Annotated in this window: 21 protein-coding genes; 12 read left to right on the top strand and 9 right to left on the bottom strand. The window is 67.7% G+C overall.

Features of this window, described 5'->3' with window-relative positions:
* The first annotated feature begins 74 nt into the window (after positions 1-74).
* The 6 genes from PPZ50_RS00440 (at position 75) to PPZ50_RS00415 (ending at position 5,289) form a co-directional block, all read left to right on the top strand.
* Positions 75-872 carry a division plane positioning ATPase MipZ gene (locus tag PPZ50_RS00440; protein ID WP_066691716.1) on the top strand — a complete coding sequence of 266 codons (798 nt, stop codon included), beginning with the start codon at positions 75-77 and terminating at the stop codon, positions 870-872.
* A gap of 6 nt (positions 873-878) precedes the next feature.
* The gene (locus PPZ50_RS00435; protein ID WP_126013476.1) at positions 879-1,133 is read left to right on the top strand and encodes a J domain-containing protein; all 255 of its coding nucleotides are present in this window, start codon (positions 879-881) and stop codon (positions 1,131-1,133) included.
* 268 nt (positions 1,134-1,401) lie between these two features.
* Complete coding sequence (pgmG, locus tag PPZ50_RS00430) at positions 1,402-2,769, top strand: phosphoglucomutase/phosphomannomutase PgmG (RefSeq protein WP_066691711.1); 1,368 nt, start codon at positions 1,402-1,404, stop codon at positions 2,767-2,769.
* Positions 2,770-2,913: 144 nt separating this feature from the next.
* Positions 2,914-3,669 carry an exonuclease domain-containing protein gene (locus PPZ50_RS00425; protein ID WP_066691709.1) on the top strand — a complete coding sequence of 252 codons (756 nt, stop codon included), beginning with the start codon at positions 2,914-2,916 and terminating at the stop codon, positions 3,667-3,669.
* The gene (locus tag PPZ50_RS00420) at positions 3,654-4,052 is read left to right on the top strand and encodes a hypothetical protein (protein WP_126013482.1); all 399 of its coding nucleotides are present in this window, start codon (positions 3,654-3,656) and stop codon (positions 4,050-4,052) included. The genes PPZ50_RS00425 and PPZ50_RS00420 overlap by 16 nt, the downstream gene beginning before the upstream one ends.
* Positions 4,053-4,374: 322 nt before the next feature.
* Positions 4,375-5,289: a LysR substrate-binding domain-containing protein gene (locus PPZ50_RS00415; RefSeq protein WP_066691703.1), complete on the top strand. Its 915-nt coding sequence runs from the start codon at positions 4,375-4,377 to the stop codon at positions 5,287-5,289.
* A 265-nt stretch (positions 5,290-5,554) separates the two neighbouring features.
* Here the strand turns inward: PPZ50_RS00415 and PPZ50_RS00410 are convergent, their stop codons facing one another.
* The 4 genes from PPZ50_RS00410 to PPZ50_RS00395 all read right to left on the bottom strand — a co-directional run bounded on the left by PPZ50_RS00410 (position 5,555) and on the right by PPZ50_RS00395 (position 12,631).
* Positions 5,555-8,572: an FAD-binding and (Fe-S)-binding domain-containing protein gene (locus tag PPZ50_RS00410; protein WP_066691700.1), complete on the bottom strand. Its 3,018-nt coding sequence runs from the start codon at positions 8,570-8,572 to the stop codon at positions 5,555-5,557.
* The gene (hglS, locus tag PPZ50_RS00405) at positions 8,572-9,942 is read right to left on the bottom strand and encodes a 2-oxoadipate dioxygenase/decarboxylase HglS (RefSeq protein ID WP_066691698.1); all 1,371 of its coding nucleotides are present in this window, start codon (positions 9,940-9,942) and stop codon (positions 8,572-8,574) included. Before hglS ends, PPZ50_RS00410 begins: the two co-directional genes overlap by 1 nt.
* A 74-nt stretch (positions 9,943-10,016) precedes the next feature.
* Positions 10,017-11,438, bottom strand: a complete 1,422-nt coding sequence (gene astD / locus PPZ50_RS00400) for a succinylglutamate-semialdehyde dehydrogenase (protein WP_126013485.1) — start codon at positions 11,436-11,438, stop codon at positions 10,017-10,019.
* Positions 11,435-12,631, bottom strand: a complete 1,197-nt coding sequence (locus PPZ50_RS00395) for an aspartate aminotransferase family protein (protein WP_066691685.1) — start codon at positions 12,629-12,631, stop codon at positions 11,435-11,437. The genes astD and PPZ50_RS00395 overlap by 4 nt, the downstream gene beginning before the upstream one ends.
* Positions 12,632-12,867: 236 nt before the next feature.
* Here PPZ50_RS00395 and PPZ50_RS00390 point away from each other — a divergent pair, with 236 nt between their 5' ends.
* Complete coding sequence (locus PPZ50_RS00390; protein ID WP_066691684.1) at positions 12,868-13,755, top strand: aldo/keto reductase; 888 nt, start codon at positions 12,868-12,870, stop codon at positions 13,753-13,755.
* 55 nt (positions 13,756-13,810) lie between these two features.
* On the opposite strand, the gene PPZ50_RS00385 is transcribed toward PPZ50_RS00390, so the two are convergent.
* A complete protein-coding gene (locus PPZ50_RS00385) occupies positions 13,811-14,116 on the bottom strand; it encodes a hypothetical protein (RefSeq protein WP_066691683.1) in 306 nt (101 codons plus the stop codon).
* Between the two features lie 317 nt (positions 14,117-14,433).
* Between PPZ50_RS00385 and PPZ50_RS00380 the strand changes: the two genes are divergently transcribed.
* From PPZ50_RS00380 to PPZ50_RS00365, 4 genes are all read left to right on the top strand, one after another.
* Positions 14,434-16,863 (top strand): alpha/beta hydrolase family protein, encoded by a 2,430-nt coding sequence (locus PPZ50_RS00380; protein WP_066691681.1) that lies wholly within the window; start codon positions 14,434-14,436, stop codon positions 16,861-16,863.
* A 221-nt stretch (positions 16,864-17,084) separates the two neighbouring features.
* A complete protein-coding gene (locus tag PPZ50_RS00375; RefSeq protein ID WP_272815643.1) occupies positions 17,085-19,415 on the top strand; it encodes a bifunctional diguanylate cyclase/phosphodiesterase in 2,331 nt (776 codons plus the stop codon).
* Positions 19,416-19,449: 34 nt separating this feature from the next.
* Positions 19,450-20,859: a methyl-accepting chemotaxis protein gene (locus PPZ50_RS00370; protein ID WP_066691675.1), complete on the top strand. Its 1,410-nt coding sequence runs from the start codon at positions 19,450-19,452 to the stop codon at positions 20,857-20,859.
* Positions 20,860-21,500: 641 nt separating this feature from the next.
* Positions 21,501-21,674, top strand: coding sequence for a hypothetical protein (locus PPZ50_RS00365; protein ID WP_157092770.1), 174 nt, complete (start codon positions 21,501-21,503; stop codon positions 21,672-21,674).
* On the opposite strand, the gene PPZ50_RS00360 is transcribed toward PPZ50_RS00365, so the two are convergent.
* Complete coding sequence (locus PPZ50_RS00360; RefSeq protein WP_066691673.1) at positions 21,675-22,265, bottom strand: recombinase family protein; 591 nt, start codon at positions 22,263-22,265, stop codon at positions 21,675-21,677. It abuts the gene before it with no gap.
* A gap of 106 nt (positions 22,266-22,371) precedes the next feature.
* Here PPZ50_RS00360 and PPZ50_RS00355 point away from each other — a divergent pair, with 106 nt between their 5' ends.
* The gene (locus PPZ50_RS00355; protein WP_066691670.1) at positions 22,372-22,575 is read left to right on the top strand and encodes a hypothetical protein; all 204 of its coding nucleotides are present in this window, start codon (positions 22,372-22,374) and stop codon (positions 22,573-22,575) included.
* A 195-nt stretch (positions 22,576-22,770) separates the two neighbouring features.
* Here the strand turns inward: PPZ50_RS00355 and PPZ50_RS00350 are convergent, their stop codons facing one another.
* The 3 genes from PPZ50_RS00350 to istA form a co-directional block, all read right to left on the bottom strand.
* Positions 22,771-22,917, bottom strand: a complete 147-nt coding sequence (locus PPZ50_RS00350) for a hypothetical protein (RefSeq protein ID WP_183953131.1) — start codon at positions 22,915-22,917, stop codon at positions 22,771-22,773.
* Positions 22,918-23,184: 267 nt separating this feature from the next.
* Positions 23,185-23,913, bottom strand: coding sequence for an IS21-like element helper ATPase IstB (istB, locus tag PPZ50_RS00345; protein WP_066691143.1), 729 nt, complete (start codon positions 23,911-23,913; stop codon positions 23,185-23,187).
* Positions 23,900-25,411, bottom strand: a complete 1,512-nt coding sequence (gene istA, locus PPZ50_RS00340; RefSeq protein WP_272815363.1) for an IS21 family transposase — start codon at positions 25,409-25,411, stop codon at positions 23,900-23,902. The genes istB and istA overlap by 14 nt, the downstream gene beginning before the upstream one ends.
* Positions 25,412-25,441: the final 30 nt, after the last annotated feature.

Raw genomic sequence — 25,441 nt, 5'->3', positions numbered from 1 at the left:
CCTTCGATATGGACGGGGGAGGCGGCTTCTATGGGGCAAGCCGCTGCGGATCAACAAGCTTGGGTTAGTGCGCTTTGGACGAAGCTTCGGATCGGTTGCACGTCATCGTGTTCGCCAATGAAAAGGGCGGCACCGGCAAGTCGACGACGGCGGTCCACGTCGCCATCGCGCTGGCGGCGAAGGGCGCGCGCGTGGCGTGTTTCGACCTCGACCATCGCCAGCGCACGCTGGGCCGCTATCTCGACAATCGCGCCGAGACGATCAAGCGCACCGGGCGCGACCTGCCGATGCCGGTCTATGAGACGCATGACGGCGAGAGCATGGCGTGGTTCAACGACTGTCTCGGCCGGTTGGGCGAACATGCCGAATATATGGTGATCGACACGCCGGGCCGCGACGATCGCTTCGCGCGGATCGCCGTGACGAATGCCGATACGCTGGTCACGCCGATGAACGACAGCTTCGTCGATTTCGACCTGATCGGCCAAGTCGACCCCGACACGTTCAAGGTGACGCGGCCGAGCTTCTATTCCGAGCTGATCTGGGAAACGCGCAAGCATCGCGCGAAGATCGACGGGTCGACGATCGACTGGGTCGTGTTGCGCAACCGCTTGCAGCATATCGAGGCGCGCAACATGCGCCGCGTGTCGGAGGCGATCACCCAGCTGTCGAAGCGGGTCGGCTTCCGCGTCACGCCGGGCTTGTCGGAGCGCGTGATCTATCGCGAGCTGTTCCCCTCTGGCCTGACCATGCTCGACCGCAACGAATTCGGCGAGATGGGGCTGGCGCATGTCGCCGCGCGGCAGGAACTGCGCGAGATGATGGGCGGGTTGCAGCTGCCCGAACCGGCCGGTTCGCCGCTCGTCGCCTGACGACCGATGGTCAAGCTGGTCCTGATCGTCGCGCTGCTCGTCGCCTTCTGGCTGTGGCTGCGCGCCAAGCCGAAGAAGGTGGGGAGCGAGGCGGAGGCTCGGGCGATTTTGGGCGTGGGGGCGGATGCGAAGGTGGGCGAAATTCGCGCCGCGCATAAGCGGTTGATGCAGGCGGTGCATCCGGATCGGGGTGGGTCGGCGGATCTGGCTCGGCGGATTAATGCGGCTCGGGATGTTTTGCTGGGGCGGTTGCGGCATTAGTTCGTAGAGGAAGGTAGGGGTTCGCGCGGAGGCGCGGAGGCGCGGAGGGGGTTGCGTCCGGCGCGACGTCACCCGCGCCAGCGGCCTCTACGTACGATCGCAGCGAGCGATAGGGTCTCCCGGTCGCGGAAGGCTCGCCCGGCGCGCAACCTCCTCCGCGCCTCCGCGCCTCCGCGCGAACCCCTATCTTCTTCCAAAAAGACGACCCTACTCAGCCCGACCGCTTCGGCCTAAAGTCCGCGCCCCGTAACCGCCCAGGATTTGCCGCATGTCCCACCATTTCCACCCCAGTTCGCTGCGCGAGTATGATATTCGCGGCATCGTCGGGCGGACGCTGGGCGAGGCGGATGCGCGGGCGATCGGGCGGTGTTTTGCGACGTTGCTGCGCCGCGCGGGGGGTACGCGGGTGGTGGTCAGCCGCGACGGGCGGCTGTCGTCGCCGGCGCTGGAGGCGGCGCTGGTCGAAGGGCTGACGGCGAGCGGGGTCGATGTCGTCCGCATCGGCCTGGCCCCCACGCCGATGCTATATCATGCCGAAGCGATGCTGGAGGTCGATGGCGGCATACAGATAACCGGCAGCCATAATCCCGCCGATTACAATGGCTTCAAGATGGTGATGCAGCGGCGTCCGTTCTTTGGACCCGACATCCAGCGGATCGGGGCTATGGCGGCGGCGGGGGAATGGGACGACGGGCAAGGCTCCGTTTCGGACCATGATTTCACCGACACCTATGTCGGGCGCCTGATCGCGGGCTATGCCGGGGGCAGCTATCGCATCGGCTGGGACACGGGTAACGGGGCCGCCGGGCCGGTGATCGAGCGGCTGGTCCAGCTGTTGCCGGGGGAACATCACCTGCTGTTCACGGACGTCGACGGGCATTTTCCGAACCACCATCCCGATCCTACCGAGGTCGAGAATCTGGCCGATCTGCAACGACTTGTCGCCGAGAAGCAGCTCGATTTCGGACTGGCCTTCGACGGCGATGGCGACCGGATCGGTGCGGTCGACGGGCAGGGGCGGGTGCTGTGGGGCGATCAGCTGCTGATGATCCTCGCCGAACCGGCATTGCGGGAAACGCCGGGGGCGACGATCATTGCGGACGTGAAGGCCAGCCAGGCGCTGTTCGACCGCATCGCCGCATTGGGCGGTACGCCGCTGATGTGGAAGACCGGGCACAGCCCGATGAAGACCAAGATGCGCGAGACCGGCGCGCCGCTGGCGGCGGAAATGTCGGGGCATATCTTCTTCGGTGGCGAGGATTACGGGTTCGACGATGCGCCGTACGGGGCGGTGCGGCTGATCCGCGCGATCCACCTGAGCGGACGGTCGCTGAGCGAATTGCGCGATGCGATGCCGGCAATGGCGAACACGCCCGAGCTGCGCTTCCGGGTGAGCGAGGAGCGCAAGTTCGCGGTGATCGACGAAGTGCTGGCGCGGTTGGCGGCGGCGGGGGCGGAGGTGAACACCACCGATGGCGCGCGGGTGACGACGGCGGACGGATGGTGGCTGCTGCGCGCGTCGAACACGCAGGACGTGCTGACCGCGCGGGCCGAGGGGCGGGATCAGGCGGCGCTGGCGCGGTTGGTGGCGGAGGTCGACGCGCAGCTGGCGGCGTCGGGGGTGGTGCGGGGGTAGCCTCCCGTCACCCCGGACTTGATCCGGGGTCCCGCTTTTCAACTGGCGGTGGACGAAGAAGCGGGACCCCGGGTCGAGCCCGGGGTGACGAGGGGGTGGCTGCCCGGGGTGGCTTTTCCGCTGCCGAAGCGCCATTTGTGACCCATGGCCCAAGCGCAGATCATCCGTGTCGTCGACCTCGAAACCACGGGGCAGGCCCCGCCGGTGCATGGCGTGTGCGAAGTCGGCTGGCAGGATGTCGCGCTGGGCGAGGACGGGCGCTGGGAATTGTCGGGCGAGGGCGGGCAGCATTTCGTCAATCCCGGCCGCCCGATCCCGCCGGTGACGCAGGCGGTGCACCATATCCTCGACGAACAGGTCGCCGATGCGCCGTGGTGGCAGGATATCGCGCGCCGGGTGCTCGACCCCTATCCGCGCCGCATCGCGCTGGCGGCACATCGCGCGGATTTCGAACAGAAATTCTGTACCGCGCAGCTGACGCATGGTGCCGACTGGATCTGTACGTGGAAATGCGCGCTGCGGCTGTGGCCCGACAGCCCGGGCTTTTCGAACCAGATGCTGCGATACTGGCGCAAGCCCTATGGCATGGAGCATGAGCGCGGACTGCCCGCGCACCGGGCGTTTCCCGATGCCTATGTGACCGCGTTCCACCTGCGCGACATGCTGAACGAAGCGTCGATCGCGCAGCTGCTGGAATGGTCGCGCCAGCCCGGCTTGCTGCCGCGCGTGCGCTATGGCCCCGATCGCGGGCGGGCATGGACCGAGATCGACGACGACTCGCTCGAAGGGTTCCTGACCGACCGCGACGAGGACGTCCGCTTCACCGCCGAGACCGAACTGGCGCGGCGGCAGGGCGGCGGCGAGGTCAAGCGCAGCCGCAATGATTGGCTGCTGCTGTGATGCGGATGCAGGTGGTGCGGGTGCATTGTCCCGTGTCGGGCAATCTATTGGCGCGGCTGCAGGCGGGCGAGGCGGCGGCGCTGGCCGACGATGCGGTGCTGAGCGCGGTGATCGCGGTGATCCGGGGCAGCGACGTGCTGGGCGCGATCGGGCCGTATCGCGGGGTGTTCGAGCTGGGGTTCGGGCTGGAGAGCTTCGTGCCGCAGGCGGAGGCGGTGCCGACGACCGGGCGGGCGGGCGAGGCGGCGGTGGTGCCGACGGTGGTGGTGAAGAGCTATGCGCCTGAGGGGGCGGATATCGCGCGGGAGCTGGCGGCGATCGCGGCGGCGCATCCGTGGGAGATTCCGGTGATCGAGGTAGGGGTGGTGGGGTTGGTGGGTTAGTCCAGCCCATTCTCCGTTCGGTTCGAGCAGGTTCGAGCCTGTCGAGAAGCGGTAGTCGAGAACGCCCCGTTCGGGGCACCCCCTTCTCGACTTCGGTTCTCGACAGGCTCGAACCTGCGCTCGAAGCAAACGGGGATGGGACTGAGTTGCCCCTAGGCGACCGAGTTCTCGACGGACGCTTCTCGACAAGCTCGAAGCTGCTCGAACCGAACGGGTAGAGTTGAGAAGGGAGTGTTTCCCTGATGCGTTCCCGGCATGTAGCGCTTGCCGCATACGGCGCGTAGTAGCAGCGTCCGCACCTCATAAGTCCGAACCACCGCAGATGCCCAACGATCATCACGACGTCCATCGCCGCGAACTCCCGCCGCTGCCCGCGCTCGCCAGCTTCCTGGCGGCGGTCGAGACCAGCAGCTTTTCGCGCGCGGCGCAGCGGATGGCGCTGACGCAGAGTGCGATCAGCCGGCAGATCGCGCTGCTGGAGGACTGGCTGGGCGTGCCGTTGTTCGAACGGCGGGGGCGGCGGGTGACGCCGACGCCGGCGGCGTTGGCCTATGCCGAGGCGGTGGGTCCGGCGGTCGAGAAGCTGCGCAGCGCGACTCGGCGGCTGCTGACCCCCGTCGCCGACCGTGCGCTGACCATCGCGACGCTGCCCAGTTTCGGGATGCGCTGGCTGGCGCCCCGGCTGCCGGGGTTGAGCGCGCGGCATCCCGAATTGCTGGTGAACATCGCGGCCAGGTCCTATCCGTTCGATTTCGCCGAGGAACGCTTCGACGCGGCGATCCATTTCGGCCTGCCCGACTGGGCGGGGGCGGACCATGCGCTGCTGTTCCATGAGGATGTCGTGGCGGTGTGTTCGCCCGACTGGCTGGCGCGCCATCCGGTCGCGACGCCGGCCGACCTGCTACCGCATGCGCTGCTGTCGCTGGAGGCGCGGCCCGATGCATGGGCGCGGTGGTTCGCGGCGGCGGGCATGGCGGATGCGGCGATCGGCGATGGGCCGGTGTACGAGCATTTCCTGATGCTGGCGCACGCCGCGGCGGCGGGGATGGGGGTGGCGCTGATCCCGTCCTTCCTGATCCGGCCGGAGCTGGCATCGGGGGCGCTGGTCACGCCGCTCGACGTGGCGCTGCATGCGTCGGAGGCCTATTATCTGGTGTGGCCGCGTGGCGGCAGCCACAGTCCGCTGTTCGAGCGGTTTCGTGCGTGGTTGCTGGACGAGGCGCGGGCGGAGGCGTGAGCCCTTTATCCGGGGGCCCGCGCTTTAGAGCGGTTTCCGACCAGATTGAACCATCGTCATCGCCCTGCGGGCGCCCGCTTCGCGGCGGGGGGATTTCGCGCCGGGACGGCGTTGCTCGTCGGTCACGATGCGACTGCATCGCTCCCTCGTCGCGCCTTGCCCCGAACCGGAATTCCCTCCGTGCCGACGATCCAATCCGGTCGGAAACCGCTCTGGAAGGAAGAAGCGGGACCCCGGGTCAAGCCCGGGGTGACGGGGAGGGGAGCTACCCCGCCAGCACCCGGTCGATCAGCTCGACGGGATGCAGCGGGCGGCGGCCGGTCAGGCGTTTGGTCTGGCAGCGGCAGGAGAAGCCGGTGGCGAGCATCGCATCGTCCTGCGTCGCGTCCGCCCAGCTGAGCGCGAAGATGTCGCGCGACAGTTTCTGGTTCGCCGCTTCGTGGCCGAACAGCCCCGCCATGCCGCAACACCCCGTTTTGATTGGGGTGGCGGTGATGCCGAAGCCGGCCAGTGCCTGTGCCCAGGTCGCCAGCGCCTGCGGGCGGAGCGCCTGTTCGGTGCAGTGGCCGAGCAGGCGCTGGGCCGGGACGGTTTGCGTCGCGGTGGGTGCGCGGCCGTGGCTGACCGCTTCGGCGATGAGGGTTTCGAGGCCCGTCACGTCGACGCTGTCGCCGGTCATCTCGGCAAATTCCTGGCCGAACATCAGCGCGGTGGCGGCGTCCGGTCCGGTCAGCCGCACGCCCAGATCGGCCAGCGCGCGGGCTTCCGCCATCCGCCGGCGCGCGATGCGGGCGAAGCGGGTGCGTAGCCCCAGCAGGTACAGCACCTTGCCGTTGCTGCGCGGCGGCAGGCGCAGCACGCGATAGCCGCAGGCGGTCAGCACCCGGGCGGCGGCGGCGATGACGGGGCCGTCGAAGCTGGCGGTGAAGCTGTCTTCGACCAGCACGACCACGCGCGCGCGTTCCTCGGCCGGTAGCGCCTTGAGCTTTGCTGGCGAGGCGACTGGCGGCAGGGTGCCGGGGTCGGCGACAGCGAAGGGGGGCAGGTCGACATAGCCGAGCGTGCGTTCCAGCGCGGCGTGCGCCCGCTCGCTGTCGGCGACGCGGTTGGCGAGCCCCGGCATGGCGCGCGCGGCGGCGAGCATCGATTCCATCTGCGCGACGACGCGGTGGCGCAGCGGACGGGGGCGTTTGGCCCAGTGGCGTTCGGCGAAGCGAGACTTCATCACCGGCACGTCGACCTTGACCGGGCAGAGCGTGGTGCACGCCTTGCACGACAGGCAGGTGGCGAGCGAGGCATGGGTGTCGGCGGCCAGCGCGTCGCGTTCGGCGGCTTCGGCCGGGCTGGGTTGCGCGATCGAATCCAGCCGGGCCCAGGCACGCAGCAGCGAGGCGCGGCCCTTGGGCGATTGCGCGCGGTCGCGCGTTGCCTTGTAGGACGGGCACATCACGTCGAGCGAGTCCCAGGCGAAGCACGCGCCATTGCCGTTGCACGCGACCGCGCGGTCGAAGTCCTTCGCGCGGGCCGGATCGATTTGCCGGTCGGCTTCACCGCGCAAGGGCACGCCGTCGATCCGGTCGACGGGCTGCCCGGCGGGAGCGGCGAGCTTGCCGGGGTTGAAGCGGTTATGCGGGTCGAACGCGGCTTTCAGCGACTGCAATTCGGGATAGAGGCTGCCGAAGAACAGCGGCGAAAATTCGCCGCGATAGCCGCGACCATGTTCTCCCCAGAGCAGACCGCCATAGGCCTTGGTCAGGCGCGCCACTTCATCGGAGATCGGGCGGATCAGCGCCGCCTGTGCAGGATCGCGCAGGTCGAGGAACGGGCGGACGTGGAGGCAGCCGACATCGGCATGGCCGAACATGCCGTAGTTCAGGCCGTGGCCGTCGAGCAGCGCGCGGAACTCGGCGACGAAATCGGCGAGCTTTTCGGGCGGGACAGCGGTATCCTCGACGAACGGAATCCCCTGTCGCGCGCCGCCGAGCCGGGCGAGCAGCCCGACCGACTTTTCCCGCAGCGTCCAGAGCTGGCCGATGGCGGCATCGTCGCGGATGATGCGCATGTCGCCCTGCGGACCGATGGCGGTCAGTGCGGCGAGGCCGGCGTCGATCGTCGCGTTGTCGTCGGCGGCAAACTCGACGAAGTTCATCGCGGCGAGAGTCTGATCCTCGGAAGAGGATGCGGTGCCGGCCCGCTCCCCCACCCGACCACCCACAGCGTATTCTGACTGGGTGGTCGGGTGGGGGAGCGGGCCGGCACCGTGCTGATCCGGCTGTGCCGGATCAGACTTACCGACCACATCGCTCGCACCGCCGAGCAGCCCTTCGACGCTCGACCAGATGATATCGCTGCGCGCGACGCCCAGCACCTTGTCGTCGAGGATTTCGATCGCGACCGGATCGGCGGCGATCAGGCGCTGCACGTCGCGCATCGCGGTGTCGAACGCGGCGTAGCGGATGACCGCCAGCGCGCGCTTCTTCGGCTTATGGGCGACGCGTAGCGTGATCGAACGGGTGATCGCGAGCGTGCCTTCGGACCCGGCGAGCAGGAACCCGAGGAAGAAACGGTCGGCGGCCGCATCCCATGTCTTTTGCAGATTATAGCCGGTCAGACCGCGGTTCATGTCCGGGAAGATCGCGGCGATATCGTCGGCGCGGCTGGTGACGATGCGCAGCGCCTCGCGGTGGATGTCGGCGACGATGCCGCTACCGGCGGCGATCGCCTCGGCCTCGGCACGCGTCATCGGTTCGACGCGCCACGGCGTGCCGTCGGACAGGGTGACGTCGAGCGCGACGAGATAGTCCGACGTCTTGCCCCAGCGGCGCGATCCCTTGCCCGATGCATCGGTCGCGACCATGCCGCCGATCGTCGCGCGGCTGGCGGTCGACACCATCGGCGGGAAGAAGCGGCCATGGGGTTTGAGGAAGGCATTGAGCTGGTCGAGCACGACGCCCGGTTCGACGGTGATCGTATCCGTGTCGGGATCGAACGCGCCGATCCCCCGCATGTGGCGGGCGAAATCGACGATGATCCCGTCGTTCAGCGACTGGCCGTTGGTGCCGGTATTGCCGCCACGCGCCGTCAGCGACAGGCCGGTGTCGGCGAGTGCGCGCACCAGCAGCGTCACATCGTCGCCGCGGCACGGATAGAGGATCGCGGTCGGGCGAACCTGATAGATGCTGTTGTCGGTCGATGCGACCTGCCGCGCGCCGATGCCGTCCTCGGCATCGCCGGAAAAGCCCGCCTGATCCAGACGGCGCAGCAGATTGGCGACCGCCGCCATCAGGCCGCCGCGACCCCCCGCAAGGCTTCGCGGACCGTCATGATCGAGCGTGCCTCCATGTCGGCATAGAGCGCGAGTTCGTCCTGCACCGCATCGCCCATCGCGTCCTCGAACGCGGCACGGGCCGCCGATGCGGCATAGCTGCGCTGTTCGGTGCCGCCCAGGTTCGACTGGAAGATGCCGGCGGCGCTGACCGGCAGGAAATCCTCGTACACGATCGGCACGGCGCGGACATGGCCCGCCGCCACCCACGCATCGATATCGCCGGCCGGGCGAACCCCGCTGCCCACCAGCCGCTGCCCGGCGTCGGTCAGGTCGTAGCGGAACCAGGCGAGGCCCTGTTCGCGAAGTTCCTCGATCGTGTCGGGAAAGGCGGTGAAGGCGGTGGCGAGCCGTTCGGCATAGCTGGCCCCCTGCGACCCCTGTTCGCCGCGGGCGGTGGCCAGCAACCGGTCGTACAGCGCGCGGCCCTTGGGCGTCAGCGCGGCGCCGCGCTGTTCGATCTCGCCGAAGCGGGCGGTGTGCTGGCCGGGCTGGTCGCCGGGAAAGGTCACGTCCTCCTCGATTGCCTTGAAACTGGTCTGGCGCAGCAGGATCGGCACGGCGCGGGGCGGCGGCCCCTCGATCACCGCCTTCGCATCGATGCCGCGCGCCTGCATCGCGCGCTGTGCCGCATCGATGTCGAGCGTGCGCGGGGTCAGGTGGTTGATGTGCGGCCCGCGGAACGACACGACGTCGGCGATCAGCCGGTGGGCGTCGTGCAGCCGGTGATAGGTCGTGGCATCGACCCGTGCATCGCCGTGCCAGCGAAAGGTTTCGAGCAGTTCGGCGACGAAGCGGTCGGCGTCGGCATCGTCGAGCCCGCCCTCTGCCGCGTCCTTTTCGATCAGGCGGATCGCTTCGTCGGTGAAGATCCGGCGGGTCGACAGGATCGCTTCCGCCTCCGCCCGCAGCCCTTCGTCCTCGATCAGGTCGAGGCGCAGCAGTGAGGTGAAGACGCGGAACGGATTGGCGTTCAGCGCATCGTCGTCAACCGGACGGAAGGCGGTCGAATGGACCGGCACGCCCGCCACCGACAGGTCGTAATAGCCGACCGGATACATCCCCATCACCGCAAAGGCCCGGCGCATCATGTGCAGTTCGGCCGCAGTGCCCAGCCGGATCGCGCCGTGGCGCTCGACGTCCAGCCGGTCGAGTTCGCCGGCCATTTCCGCCGCGAGATCGGGGCGGGTGGCGAGTATCTCGGCATTCACCTCCGCCACGATCGACAGCAGGTCGCCGTAGAGCGGCACTTCGGCGCGGTACATCGCCGACATCGCTTCGGAAAAACGGGTGCGGATGGCGTCGGGATGGGTGAAGCGGTGGGTCATGGTCGCCTTCGAGATAGGATCGGGACGCGGCAAAGAGAATGGGGTGCCGATCCCGGTGCCGCGCAGGAGGATGGTCAGGGCTGGCCGGGTTCGACCACGGGCTTCAGCGCGTCCCAGTTACCCGCCGCGCTCCCCGCCTCGAAGCTCGCCATCGGATAGGCGCAGTAATCGGCGGCATAATAGGCGCTGGGGCGGTGGTTGCCCGAATCGCCGATGCCGCCGAACGGCTGCGCCCCCGCCGCGCCGGTGGTCGGGCGGTTGCGGTTGACCACCCCGGCGCGCGCCTCGACCACGAACCGCTCCCACAGCGCGTCGTCGGTGGTGAGCAGCCCGGCGGACAGGCCGAAGCGGGTGTCGTTGGCGGCGTCGATCGCGGCGTCGACGTCGGCGACGCGGATCACCTGCAGGACGGGGGCGAAAATCTCCTCGTCGGGCACCGCCACGCCGGTCACGTCGAGCAGCGCGGGAGTGACGAAGGCGGCGCTGCGTCCCTCGATCCCGCCGAAGCGCACGATGGCGCGGGCGCCGGCGGCCTCCAGCGCGGCGACTTGCGCGCGGGCGGTGGCGGCGGCGGCGTCGGAGATCAGCGGGCCGATATAGGGGTTTTCGTCCCAGCGGCCGATGGGCAGGCGCGGGATCAGCGCGGCGACCGCGTCGATGACCGCGTCGCCGAACGCGCCGTGCGGCACGATCAGGCGGCGGGCGCAGGAGCAGCGCTGGCCGGTGGTGATATAGGCCGACTGGACGATCAGGGCCGCGACTTCGGTCACGTCGCCGTCCCACGCGATCAGCGGGTTGTTGCCGCCCAGTTCCAGTGCGAGGATCACGTCGGGCCGGTCGGCGAAGGCGCGGCGGAAATGCGCGCCGGTCGTCGCCGATCCGGTGAACAGCAGCCCGTCGATATCGGCGGCGACCAGCGCCGCACCGGTTTCGCGCGCGCCCTGCACGACGCTCAGCACGCCGTCGGGCAGGCCGGCCTGGCCCCAAGCTTCCGCCATCGCCGCGCCGACCGCCGGGGTCAGTTCGGACGGCTTGAACACCACCGTGTTCCCGGCGAGCAGCGCCGGCACGATATGGCCATTGGGCAGGTGGCCGGGGAAGTTGTACGGCCCGAGCACCGCCATCACGCCGTGCGGGCGGTGGCGCAAGACGGACTCCCCGAACGGCATCGCGCTTCGCTTTTCACCGGCACGCTCGGCCTGTGCAGTGATCGACAGTTCGACCTTGCTGATCATCGTGCCGACTTCCTGCGTGGTTTCCCACAAGGGCTTGCCGGTTTCGCGCGCGATCAGTTCGGCGAGCGGTGCGGTGCGTTCTTTCAGCACGGCGGCATAGGCGCGGGCGATGGCCACGCGTTCTTCGAGCGACGTACGCCGCCAGTCACGAAAGGCGGTGCGGGCGCGGGCGATAGCGGCGTCGACATCGGCGGCGCTGGCACTCGGGCCGGACCAGACGGTCTCGCCGGTCGCGGGGCAGGTGGAGGTCAGCATGCTCATGCCGCCTTAGCCATCGTCCCGCGCGCCGCGACGCAGGCGGCTTCCAGCCGCGTCACCGCCTCGGCAATTTCCTCCGCCGAGATCAGCAGCGAGGGGAGCAGGCGCACGCAATTCTCGCCGCCGCCCGCGACCAGAATGCCGTGGTCGCGCGCTACCCCCATGAACTCGCGATTATTGAAGATCATCTTCAGGCCGATCAACAGCCCCTTGCCGCGCACCTCCGCGATCACGTCGGGGAAGCGGGCGCGGAGCTCCTCCAGCCGTTCGAAGAAATTGGCGCTGGCGGCGCGGGCATGGGCGAGCGTGTCCTCGTTCGCGATCGTGTCGAACGCGGCGATGCCGACCGCCATCGCCAGCGGATTACCGCCGAAAGTCGTGCCATGGACACCCGGCGTCATGCCCTTCGCGGCCTCACTGGTGGCAAGACAGGCGCCGACCGGGAAGCCCGATCCCAGCGCCTTGGCCAGCGCCATTATGTCGGGCGCCGCGCCGTCGAACCACTGGTGCGCGAACAGCTTGCCGGTCCGGCCCATGCCGCTCTGCACCTCGTCATGGATCAGGAGGACGCCGTGATTGCGGGTCAGTTCGCGCAGGCGCAGCAGCCATTCGCCCGACAGCGCGCGCGCACCGCCTTCGCCCTGCACCGGTTCGACGATCACCGCCCCCGTGGTCGGGCTGGCGATCGCCGCCTCGATCGCCGCCGCGTCGTCGATCGACAGCTGGACGAAGCCCGGCAGGCGCGGGCCGCAACCCTCCATATAGCCGGCATTGCCCGATGCATTGATCGCGGCATAGGTGCGGCCGTGGAACGACCCGGCGAAACCGACGATATCGATCCGCTCGCTTTGGCCGTTTACATGGTGATAGCGCCGCGCGGTCTTGATCGCGCATTCGACCGCTTCGGTGCCGGTATTGGCGAAGAACACGCAGTCGGCAAAGGATGCCCCCACGAGCCGCTCGGCCAGCGCCTCCTGTCCCGGAATGCGGAAGATGTTGGAGACATGCCACAATTTGCCCGCCTGCTCCGTCAGCGCCGCGACGAGGGCGGGATGGGCATGGCCCAGTGCGTCGGTGGCGATGCCGGCCACGCAGTCGATATAGCGCCGCCCCTCGGTATCGATCAGCCACACGCCCTCGCCACGCTCCACCGCGATCGGCGCGCGGTTGTACAGGTTCATCAGGGCGTGCGTCATGGCGGTTCCTTCCGGTCGATCCGGGAATGGGCGCGTGGGCAATCCGTTCGGCGTGCCGCACCCGGGGGGTCGTATGCGCGGTCTAATGAACCCGTCGGGCCGGCCCCCGCAAACGCAATGGCGTCATCTGCTGATGACGGATCGGAATGAAGGGCACTGCGCAATCGGGCGAAGCATGGCGACCGCCCGGAATTTTCGGCATTGCCGGCAGGGACGTAGCGCCTACACCAGCGGCCATGTTCACGCCCGATCCCCATCCCCGCCCGCTCGGCAAGAGCGATATCCTCGTCTCCCCCCTCGCCTGGGGCATGTGGCGCTTTACCGGCGAGGTCGCGCCGGCGCGCGTGCTGGTGGAGGCGGCGCTGGAAGCAGGGATCACCCTGTTCGACACCGCCGACATCTATGGCGCGGATACGCCCGCCGGCTTCGGGTCGGCCGAGGCGCTGTTCGGGCAGGTGCTGGCCGAGGCGCCGTCGCTGCGCGACGCCATGGTCATCGCGACCAAGGGGGGCATCCGGCCGGGCAATCCCTATCGGTCGGATGCCGGCTATCTGCCGGAGGCGGTCGACGCCTCGCTTGGCCGGATGGGGATCGAGCGGATCGACCTGTACCAGATTCACCGCCGCGACTTCCTGACCCATCCGCAGGAGGTCGCGGCCAGCCTGACGCGCATGGTCGAGCAGGGCAAGGTGCGCGGGATCGGCGTGTCGAACCACAGCCCGGCGGAGGTCGATGCGCTCCAGGCGTTCCTCGACCTGCCGATTCTCAGCACTCAGCCGGAATTTTCGCCGCTGCATCCCCAGCCGCTGTTCGATGGGGTGCTGGACCAGGCGATGACGCGCGGGATGGCGGTGCTGGGCTGGTCGCCGCTGGGTGGCGGGCGGCTCAGCGGTGGCGATCATCCCGCCACGCTGCTGCTGCGTGATCACGGCCAGCGCTTCGACGTCGATGCCGCGACCGCCGCGCTGTCGTGGAGCATGGCCCATCCGGCGGGCGTCATCCCGATCGTCGGATCGCAGAATGCCGACCGCATCCGCGCCGCCGCCGGGGCGCTGCGCGTCAGCTGGACCCATGCCGAATGGTATGCCGTGTTGCAGGCGGGGATGGGCGCGACGCTGCCCTGACAGGGCGACGGCCGCACCCCTTGCGGGATGCGGCCGTGGTCGATGTGTCGAAAGATCAGTAGCCGGCGAGGGCGCGGTCCAGATTGATGCCCTTGGCCTGCCAGCCTGCGCGCGTGTTGCACTGGGTCCGGCGGAAACGCGATCCGACCTGTTCGGTAACGAAGCAGTAGCGTGCGTTCGGACCGGCCTTGTACGCGACGGCGGCCGGGCCGGCGGCCAGCGTGATCGTCGTCGCCATCGCGCTCGCACCGGCAACGCTGGTTGCGACGGGCGTCGGGACTTCGTTGGGTTCGGCGGCGAAGGCCGAGGTCGTGGCGACCAGGCCGAGGACGATCGAAGCGGCGAAACGGATGGCGGTCATGATGGTGGCTCCCTGAATTTTCCGGTTGGTTCCGGTGATGCCAACTACATTGCAGCCACCGTGCCAGTTTTTCACAGCAGGCAAATTCAATGGTTTAGCTTTCGACTACAGATGTAGCTGTGGGATGTGCCGCTATTAGGTCGGAAATTTCGCCAGAGTTTCGCGCAGGGGGTTCGGCCTCGATGAAAGCCGCAACATCATTCTGAAAATTCGTCACCCCGGGCTCGACCCTCGCGAACTGGTTTCGCTTGTAACCGCCTAGCGCCCGGCGCCCGCGCATGTCAGGATGAACGCCAAACGACCACAAGGGGGTATGAATGCGCGCTGGTGCCTGTCTGATCGCTCTGCTGCTTGCCACGACCGCCCATGCGCAGGAACCGGCCACCGGCTATCACCGTGCGCCCGATGCCATTGCGAAGATTTTGGAAACCCCGCCGACGCCGGGGGTCGCGGTCAGCCCCGACCATCGCACGCTGGCGATCCTCGGCCGCGAGAATTTGCCGAGCATCGCCAATCTGTCGAAGCCGATTCTGCGCCTTGCGGGCTATCGCATCGATCCGGCGACCAATGGGCAGGCGGAGATGCGCGTCCAGTGGCTGAACGCGCTGAGTTTCAAGGATATCACGACCGGCCGCAGCGTCGCGGTGAAGCTGCCCGCCGGCACGCGCTTCGCCGCGCCCGACTGGTCGCCCGATGGCGCGCGGATGGCGTTTTACGTGCAGGAGGCCAATGCGCTGTCGCTGTGGATCGCCGAGCGTGACGGCAGCGCGCGCATGGTTGCGCGGGGCTTGAACGGGACGTTCGGCACGCCGTTCGCGTGGACGCCCGACAGCAAGGCGCTGATCGCCTATATGGTCCCGACCGGCCGCGGCGCGGCGCCGGTCGCCGATCCGACCCCGACCGGGCCGGTGGTGCAGGAAAGCATGGGCCGGGTGTCGGCGGCGCGGACCTATGAGGATCTGTTGCGCAATGCCACCGACGAGGCGTTGTTCGACCATTATTTCACCGGACAGCTGGTCCGCGTCGACCTGACCGGCGCGATGCAGCCGATCGGCCAGCCGGGCCTGATGACCGATTTCAGCGTGTCGCCCGATGGCCGCTACCTGCTGACCGAGCGGCTGAAGCGCCCCTATTCTTATCTGCTGCCCGCCAGCTTCTTCCCGACCGAGATCGTGGTGGCGACGATCGATGGAACGCCGGTCAGGACGCTGGTCGACCGGCCGCTGGCCGACGACCTGCCGGTCGATTTCGACGCGACGTTCAAGGGCCCGCGCGAGACGACATGGCGCGCCGATGCGCCGGCGACCCTCGTCTGGGCGGAGGCGCTGGACGGCGGCGATCCCAAGGCGAAGGTGGCGTTCCACGACCGGGTGATGATGCAGGCCGCACCGTTCACCGCTGCTCCGGTCGAACTGGCGCAGACGCCGGCGCGCTTTGCGACGGTGTTCTGGGGCAATGACGATTTCGCGATGGTGGTCGACCGCGAATGGCGCACGCGCACCGAACATCGCCTGGGCGTCTCGCCCGGCCGTCCCGGGCCGGCACGCACGCTGCTGACCCGCAATTATCAGGATCAATATGGCGATCCCGGCTTTCCGATCACGCAAGAGAATGCGGCGGGCAAGCCGGTGATGCGCTTCACCCCCGCGCGCGACGCGGTGTACGTCACCGGCGACGGCGCGACCAAGGCCGGCGCCTTCCCGTTCCTGGGCGTGATGCCGGTCGCGGGCGGCGAACAGAAGCGGCTCTGGACCGCCAGGGCACCCTATTACGAAACCGTCGTCGCGCTGCTCGACGACAAGGGGCAGCGGATGCTGACGCGGCGCGAAAGCGCGAAGCTGGCCCCCAACTACATGCTGCGTCCGGTCAAGGGCGGCAGCGCGAAGCCGGTCACCGATTTCGCCGATCCCGCCCCCGCGCTGGCCGGCGTCACCCAGCGCACGATCACCTACAACCGCGCCGACGGCCTGCCGCTGTCGGGATCGCTCTATCTGCCCGCCGGCTATGATGCGAAGCGCGACGGGCCGCTGCCGACCCTGCTCTGGGCCTATCCGGCCGAATATACCGATGCGAAGGTCGCCGGGCAGACGGTCGACCAGGGCAATCGCTTCGTGCGGCCGCGCGGGATCAGCCATCTGTTCCTGCTGACCCAGGGCTATGCGATCCTCGACGATCCGTCGATGCCGATCATCGGCGAGAATGGCGCGGAGGCCAACGACACCTATGTCCAGCAGCTGCGCGCCGATGCGCAAGCCGCGGTCGATGCGGTGGTGAAGCTGGGCGTGTCGGACCGCGATCGCATGGCGGTCGGCGGGCACAGCTATGGCGCGTTCATGACCGCCAACCTGCTGGCGCATACCGACCTGTTCCGCGCCGGCATTGCCCGGTCGGGCGCGTATAACCGCACGCTGACCCCGTTCGGGTTCCAGGCGGAACAGCGCACCTATTGGCAGGCGACGTCGACCTATACCGAGATGAGCCCGTTCACCTATGCCAACAGGATCAAGGAGCCGATCCTGCTGATCCATGGTGCGGCGGACGACAATAGCGGCACCTTCCCGATCCAGTCGGAGCGGATGTACGCGGCGCTTAAAGGAAATGGCGCGACCGTGCGCTATGTCGTGCTGCCCAACGAGGCGCATGGCTATCGCGCGCTGGAATCGACCGAAGAGACGCTGTGGCAGATGACCGACTGGCTCGACCGGTATGTCAAGCCGAAGGTGGCGGCGGTGCCGGTGCAGAAATAGCGCCGGCATCCGACGATGGATACCGAATACTAAGCAGTTGAAATCGTTCTGGCGACAGAACAGTGTTTAGCAGTTGCGTAAATTCCGTAACTCGTTGCTGAGGATGGTCGGGAAAGTAAGGACTTTTCCGCCATTCCGTCGAATTGACGATATACCGATATTTAATCGCCGCCCCCCATCCTGTACGACAGGAAGCAGCGCCGGATGGGGGTCCTGGCTGAATGTCGTACCTGTTGGACATGATCGTCTCGCACCATGACCTGCCGGTGGTCCTGCTGGCATTGTTGCTGTGCATCGTCAGCGCGCTGTCCACCTTTGCCCAATTGCAGCGGTCGTTCGAATGCGTGGTCGAACGTCGCCTGCTGTGGCTGAGCTCGGCGGCGGTCACCGCCGGGGGCGGGGTGTGGTCGACCCATTTCATCGCGATGATCGCCTATCGCAGCCCGTTCGCGCTGCAGTTCGACCAGTTGCTGACCGCCGTTTCCGCGACGATCGCCATCGGCGCGTTCGGCATCGCCTTTGCCCTGTTGCGCCAGGCGCGGGGGTTGCCGCTGGTGATGCTGTGCGGGGCGGTCGCGACGCTGGGCATTCTCGGCATGCACCTGACCGGCATGGCGGCGATCGCCAATGCGATGGGCCACCGGGTCGATCACGGCATGATCGCCGGCGCGGTGCTGGTCGGATGGGTGCTGTTGTCGGCGGCGTTCGCGCTGTTCCTGCGGCTGGAAGGGCGGCAGCGGATGATCCTGCCCGCCGCCGGCATGGTGCTGGCGACGGTGACGATCCATTTCGTCGCGATGGCATCGGCGACGATGGGCCAGCATGGCGGGGCGGTGGCGCAGGCCGGCGGGCGGTCGCAATGGCTGGTGCTGTGGATCGTCGCGGCGGCGCTGCTGCTGGTCGCGCTGAGCGCGGTGGCATCGGTGCTCGACCGGTTCCTGACCGACCTGCGCGGGCTGGCCGATGCGACGTCCGAAGGACTGCTCATCACCAGCGACGACCGCATCCTCGACGCCAATGAACAGGCGTGCGCGCTGCTGGGCGTGGACCGCGCGGCGCTGGTCGGTACGTCGACCGCAGCGTGGTTCGAAACGGTCGCCCGCGACGCACTGCGCCCGCATCGCGGCGATGCGACCCGCGCCCGCATCCGCGGCAGCGAGATCGAGGACCAGCTGGTCGAGCTGACCGCGCGCGCCATCGAATATCGCGGTCGCGCCGCCACCGTCATCGCGATGCGCGACCTGACCGAAACCGCGCGGGCGCAGCGGGCGATCGAGCATCTGGCGTCGCACGATCCGCTGACCGGGCTGGTCAATCGCGCCGCGTTCGACACCGCGCTGCACGAAGCGGTGCGGGCCGACACGCCCTTTGCCCTGATCGCGGTCGATCTGGACCGGTTCAAGGCGGTCAACGACCTGTTCGGCCACGGCGCGGGCGATGCGATCCTGATCCGGGTGTCGCGCATCCTCGACGACTGCATCCGTCCGCAGGACCTGGTCGCGCGGATCGGCGGCGACGAATTCGTCGTCCTGCAACGCGATATCGCATCCCTGGACGATGCCCGCCGGCTGGCGGGCCGCATCCTGTCGGGCTTTGCCGCCGAGATGGATTCGACGCGCGATCCGATGGCGGTCGGATGCAGCCTGGGCGTCGTCACCTTTCCGCGCGATGGGACCGACCCGGAAACGCTGCGCCACAATGCCGATGTCGCGCTGTACCGTGCCAAACAGGACGGGCGCGGCACCGCATCCTTTTTCGACGACCGGATGGACCGGCAGGCGCGCGACCGCCGCAGCCTCGAACATGATCTGCGCCATGCGGGGTGCCGGGACGAATTGCAGCTGGTCTATCAGCCGCTGGTGTCGACCGCGGCGGGCGAGGTCGTCGGCTATGAGGCGCTGCTGCGCTGGGACCATCCCGAGCGCGGACAGGTGCCGCCGGCGATCTTCATTCCGGTCGCCGAGGAAGCGGGCACGATCATGGCGATCGGCGAATGGGCGCTGCGCCGAGCGTGCCGCGATGCCAGCGAATGGGCCGAACCGCTGACGCTGGCGGTGAACGTCTCCCCGGTGCAGCTGCGCGTGTCGACGCTGCCGATGGTGGTGCGCAGCGCGCTGGCCGACAGCGGACTGGCGCCCGGCCGGCTGGAGCTGGAAATTACCGAGACCGCGCTGCTGCGCGACCGGGACGTGTCGCTGGCGATCCTGCGCGAGATCCGGGCGCTGGGGGTGCGCATCGCGATGGACGATTTCGGCACCGGCTATTCGTCGCTCAGCAACCTGCGGCACTTTCCATTCGACAAGATCAAGATCGACAAGAGCTTCGTATCGGCGATGCACGAGGACGAGGCGGCTCGCTCGATCGTCCGGGCGATCGCTGGCCTCGGCAAGGGGCTGAACGTGCCGGTGGTCGCCGAAGGGGTCGAGAACGAGGTGCAGCGATCGATGGTGCAGGCCGAGGGCTGTGCGCTGGCGCAAGGCTATCTGTTCGGGCGGCCCGAAGCGATCCCGGCGCGGCGGATACAGACGGTGGTGCGGATGCGCCGCGCGTGAGCGGTGGTGGCAACGATGTTTGGGGGGACGTCAGATGATTGCATGGTTTTCGCGTAACGCGCCGATCCGGGTCAAATTCCGGGTGCTGGCATTGGTGTATCTGATGCTGTCGGGCGGGATTGCCGCGCTGGCGATCCTGGCGGCGTCGGGTTCGATGCTGGTCGCGCCGGGGGTGGTCGTCGGCGGGGCGCTGGCCGGCGTGGCGGCGATCGTCGGTGTGACCTTCGGCGCGTCGCGGCTGATCTGCACCCCCTATGTCACGACGGTCGTGCGGATGGAGGCGCTGGCGGCAGGCGATCTGGAAAGTCCGGTCGCCTATACCGCCAATCGTGACTGCGTCGGCCGCATTACCAAGGCGATGGCGACGTTCCGCGAAAGCGCGCTGGCGGCGATGGAGCGCGATACTCAGCGGCAGATGGTGGCGATCATGGGTGAGGGGCTGGGCAAGCTCGCCGCCGGCGACCTGACCGCGCGGATCGACGCCGACTTGCAGGAACCGTTCCTGTCGCTGCGCGACGATTTCAACGCCGCCGTCGCCTCGCTGCGTGCAACGATGCTGTCGGTGTCGACGGTGGCGGGCACCATCCACAAGGGCGCGAGCGAGATCAGCGCGGCATCGGACGACCTGTCGCAGCGTACCGAACAACAGGCCGCGAGCCTCGAACAAAGTGCCGCCGCGATGGAGCAGATCACCGCGACGATGCGCGAAAGCGCCGCCAGCGCAGCGCGCGCCGACACGATCGTCGGCACCGCGCGCAGCGAGGCGGTCGAGTCGGGCGAGGTCGTGCGCCGCGCGGTCGACGCGATGGGCCGGATCGAGCGGACGTCCGCCGAAATATCCGACATCATCGCGGTGATCGACGGCATCGCGTTCCAGACCAACTTGCTGGCGCTGAACGCCGGCGTGGAGGCGGCACGGGCGGGCGATGCGGGCAAGGGTTTTGCCGTGGTCGCTTCCGAAGTTAGGGCGCTGGCGCAGCGCTCGGCCGAGGCGGCGAAGGACGTGAAGCAGCGCATCACCGCATCGGTGGAAACGGTCGATAGCGGCGTCGCGCTGGTCAGCGAAACCGGCCGCTCGCTCGACCGGATCATCGCCCGGATCGGGGAGATCAGCACGCTGGTGGCGGATATCTCGGGCGCGGCGGTGCAGCAGTCGCAGGGCCTGTCGCAGGTCAATACCGCCGTGGCGGAAATGGACGGCGTGACCCAGCGCAATGCCGCAATGGTCGAACAGAGCACCGCCGCCGCACGCAGCCTGTCGTCCGAGGCCGATGCATTGTCGGGTGAGATCGCCCGCTTCCACCTGGGTGAGATGGTGGTCCGCGACCAGCGCGACACGGTGCAGCGCCTGCCGGTGCGCTCGGTGCCGCGCCCGGTTCCGCAGCGCATGGCGCGGGGCAATGCGGCGGTCGCGGTGGTGGAGGATGACTGGTCGGAATTCTGATGCCGGGGGGCATTGGTCTGGTGCGCTTCTTCGAGCCGCCGAAGGGTGAGGCTGACCGCTGCCCTGCCACCATCGTCACCCCGGACTTGATCCGGGGTCACGCTTCTCCTTTTTCGCACGGCCGGGGAAGCTCGACCCCGGATTACGTCCGGGGTGGCCGAAATAGGATGCGTGCCGGCTGGCTGATTCGCGCCGGAGGGTTGGTTCCCAGGCTTGGACTGCGCGGAATCACATTTGATTCGCTACCACTCGCAAACAATTTCGATGGATCGATTTCGGGCAGCGAATGGATGGCTGGCGCGTCCGCGATCAGAAATCGAGCAGGACGTGCCTCACCGCATTGTCAGCGGAGTTATGCGCAACGATCGGGGGCGCGACATGGCAAAGCCATGTCGTCGGTCGCCGCAGTCGGCGCCGGCCATGTCGTCTCCGAGAAGCTGAAATAGCCTCACTATTTCAGCGAGACGACTGGAGCGGGCGAAGGGACCGCACCATGCCCATCTTCTCGACCATCCGGTGACGCTCCGCTGACTGCCTCGCGACGGCCCCGCAAGCGTTCGGTGATGGCCTGTATGGTGGTCGGCGCATCGGTTTGGTCGATGGTGGCTGGTGCCTCGTCAGTGAGGTCGGGGGTATGATCCATGGGTGACGCTTTCGAGGGCGGTTGCGGCGACGATCATGGCGACGAGGCGTGCCCGATCTGCCGGGGTGAAGAACTCAACCCGGCCTTCCTCGCGCGTATCGAGCAGGCAGGCGCGCAGCCGGGGAAGACGATGACCTTCGACGAGGCGATGGAGTGGTTGCGCGCTCGCTGATCAGGCGGCGAGCGCCATTTGCTGCTTCACCCGATGGACGGTCGCGACACCGACCTTGAGCTTCTTGGCGGTGGCGTTGATGGAGACGCCCTTGGTGAGGGATCGCTTGATACGCTCGACCTTCTCGGCGTCGAGGGGCGGTCGGCCTGACCGTTTCGTGGATCGGGCCAACCCGGCCTTGATCCGTGAGATGATCATCTCGCGCTCGAAGTCGGCGAACACCGACAGCATGCCGAACATGGCGCGTCCGCTGGGCGTGCTGGTGTCGAGCGCCTGCTGGTGGAGATAGAGGTCCACGCCCTTGGCGTTGATCTCGGTGAGGAAGGTGACGAGATTCTGGAGGGAGCGCCCGAGCCGGTCCACGGCCCAGCTTGCCACCATGTCGATCTCGCGCCGCGCGACAGCCTTCATCAGCGCATCGTAGCCGGGGCGCTTGTCACGTCCCTTCGATCCGCTGATGCCATGATCGCAGAACTCGGCGACGACTTCCCAGCCAAGTCGTTCGGCGACGGCCATGAGTTCTCGACGCTGGTTCTCGGTGGTCTGGCTGTCCTGTGAGACGCGGGTGTAGAGGGCAACGCGCTTGGTCATTCCAGAATGACTCGCTCCAGTTCTGGAACGGGTCAAGCAGTTCATTTAGTTCGATTATTTCCCGTTCGTGTGAGAGCCTTCGACCGTCATCACCATGGAGGCGAGTATGGCGCGAACGACGATCCGGGATCAGCGTGGTTTTATCATCGGGCATATCGAGGACATGACGCAGGGGCGGCAGCGAGCATTCAACTTCGCGGGCCGCATCCTTGGCACTTACGACCCCACCACCGGCAAGACGGTCGATGACACCTTCCGCATCGTCGGGACCGGCAACCAGTTGATGGGGCTCATCGAACGGGCGAAGTGAAAACGGGGTGGTTGTCGGCGGTTGCCCAGTTTGTGCATTGAGCCGCGATTCAACGAGGCGCAAAGCAGTCGAGCTTCACCCGTCCAACGGTTGAGGAAGCGGATAGGCTGGCGGTGTCCAGCGCGGCCCCCTCCACAAGGGCAGCAGCCTCACCAGCCTATCCGCGACCTTTCTATCAGATGATGTGGCGGCGCGTCACTTGCGGGGCTTGCCCGCATCGCTGCGCTTCTCGCGCCAGCGGCCATCATCGTTCTTCGCGCGAGTCAGCCCTGCATTGGGTCCGGTCTTGACCTTCGGGCCACCCTTCGTGCGGTCGTTGCCATTGCTGTCGAACAGTCCCATCGGCGATACCTCCTTCGTGCTTCCAAGATATGCATGCCGGGTGGTGGTGCCAGCTTCCGCCGCATCATTTTCAACTGCTTTTCGAAATGGAGATGTCAATCGGCGTCCAAAAAGGACCCCCTATCGGCGTCCAAAAGGGACCCCCTTCGTCGAGCAGCGTTACGGGTATGACGGGTGCACCGTTCGCGCTGGTTGCGGCGTAGGGCGGGCGTAGCCCGACCGGAGGCGCAACCAGCGCGAAGCGTTCTCTGCCGGTGGTCCTGGGCGTCAGCTTCGATGTTTGAAGCGCCAGCTGTCGTTGCCGGTTTCGACGATGTCGCAATGGTGGGTAATACGGTCGAGCAGTGCGGTGGTCATCTTGGGGTCGCCAAAGACGGTCGGCCACTCGCCAAAGGCGAGGTTCGTGGTGACGATGACGGAGGTCTGCTCGTAGAGCTTGCTGACGAGGTGGAAGAGCATTTGACCGCCCGAGCGTGCAAACGGCAGGTAGCCAAGCTCGTCGAGCACCACGAGGTCGAGGCGCGAGAGCTGGGCCGCCAGCGTGCCGGCCTTGCCAAGGCGCGTTTCCTCCTCGAGTCGGTTCACCAGGTCCACTGTGTTGAAGTAGCGTCCGCGGGCGCCGGCTCGTACCACATTGGCGGTGATGGCGGTGGCGAGATGCGTCTTGCCGGTACCCGTTCCACCGACCAGCACGACGTTGCGTCGGCCCGGAAGAAACGAGCCGCTGTACAGCGAGCGCACCAGTCCCTCGTTGATGGGAGTGTCGCCGAAGACGAAGGCGTCGAGGTCCTTCACCGCGGGCAACCTGGCGGCCGACATCCGGTAACGGACCGAGGCTGCATGGCGGTGCGTCGCCTCGGCACGCAGCAGGTCGGTCAGGACCTCCATGGTCGTGCGCTTGCGCTGGAGACCGGTAGTGACCGCCTCGTCGAAAGCGCCAGCCATGCCCTTCAGCCCCAACTCGGTCATGGCCGTCATCATCTCATGCCGCTGCATGGAGGCCTCGCAGGCTGTCATAGCGGTTGCAGTCGGCGCGGGGCGGATGGCGCAGCGCCAGATCTTCTGGCGTGACAATAGTCAGCGGTCGCGGCGGTTCGCGCCGGCGGGCCAGGATGTTGACGATGACGTCGTCGCTGGCGACGCCGGCCAGCAATGCTTCGCGCACGGCCGCTTCCACCGCCTCGAGTCCGTCGTCGAGCACCGCGGCCAGCACCCGCACGAACCGCCGGTCGGCATCGTCACCGACGCCAAGCTTGCGCCGCAGTCGTGCCAGCGCAGGCGGCAGCTCCCAGCCCTGGAACGGCGCGCCGTTCCGCAGGGCGCCCGGCTTGGTCGCCAACACCGGCAGATAATGCCACGGGTCGTAGATGGTCCGGTCCCGGCCGAAAAACCGGGGATGGTCGGCGACGACTTCCCCGTCGCAGCGCACGACGATGCGGTCGGCATAGGCGCGGACCTGAACGGCACGTCGCACCACCCTGGCAGAAACGGAGTAGCGGTTGCGGTCGAAGCTGATGAGGCATGTGCCGCTTACCGCATGCTCGCTCTCATGAAAGCCGTCGAAGGGTGCGACAACAGGCTGGAGCACGCTGCGCTCGGCAGCCCAGGCCTGAGCAACCGTCAGTTCCTTCTGCTCGGGATGCTGGTGCAACTCTGTCCAGCGCCGACACTCGGCCTCCAGCCAACCGTTCAGCTCCTCGAGGCTGGTAAATCGCAGGCGTGGCTGGAAGAAGCGGCCGCGTGCGGTTTGCACCTGGTTCTCGACCTGACCTTTCTCCCAGCCCGACGCCGGCGAGCAGGCGGTCGGCTCGACCATGTAATGGTTGGCCATGACCAGGAAGCGCCGGTTGAAGACACGCTCCTTGCCCGTGAACACGCTCGTGACCGCCGTCTTCATGTTGTCGTAGATGCCGCGCGTCGGCACACCTCCGAAGAAGGCAAACGCCCGCGCATGCGCGTCGAACAGCATCTCCTGTGTCTCGCGGGGATAGGCTCGCACATACATTGCCCGCGACGCGCATAGCCGGACATGCGCGACCTTTACCCGCATCGGCTTGCCCGAAATCTCCACGTCCTCGTGGCTCCAGTCGAACTGGTAAGCCTCGCCCGGCCGGAACAGCAGCGGGATGAACGCCGGCGCATTCATCACATCGCGACGTCGCGCCCGGCGCCAGCGGGCCGCATAACGCCGCACCGCGTCGTACGAGCCGTCGAACCCCTCGCGCAGCAGCAGGTCGTGGATGCGCGTGAGGCGCAGCTTCTCGCGCCGCGGCCGTGCCTCATCTTCCTCCAGCAACGCATCCAGTCGCGCCTGAAATGGCCCCAGCTTCGGCAGCGGCTGTACCTCCCGCCGATACCCCATGTCCGCTTCCGGCGCCCGGATCGCCTTGCGCACCACCTTGCGCGACAGGTGCAGGTCCCGCGCTATCGCCTTGATGGCCTTCCCCGACGCGTGCTCGCGCCGGATCCTCAACACCGTCTCCAATACCAGCATCCCGATCTCGCCGCCTGACACACCGCCAAG

This window comes from Sphingomonas hankookensis (assembly GCF_028551275.1).
In the GTDB taxonomy this organism is placed as follows: Bacteria; Pseudomonadota; Alphaproteobacteria; order Sphingomonadales; family Sphingomonadaceae; genus Sphingomonas; species Sphingomonas hankookensis_A.
This window is presented reverse-complemented; position numbering and strand designations above follow the sequence as displayed.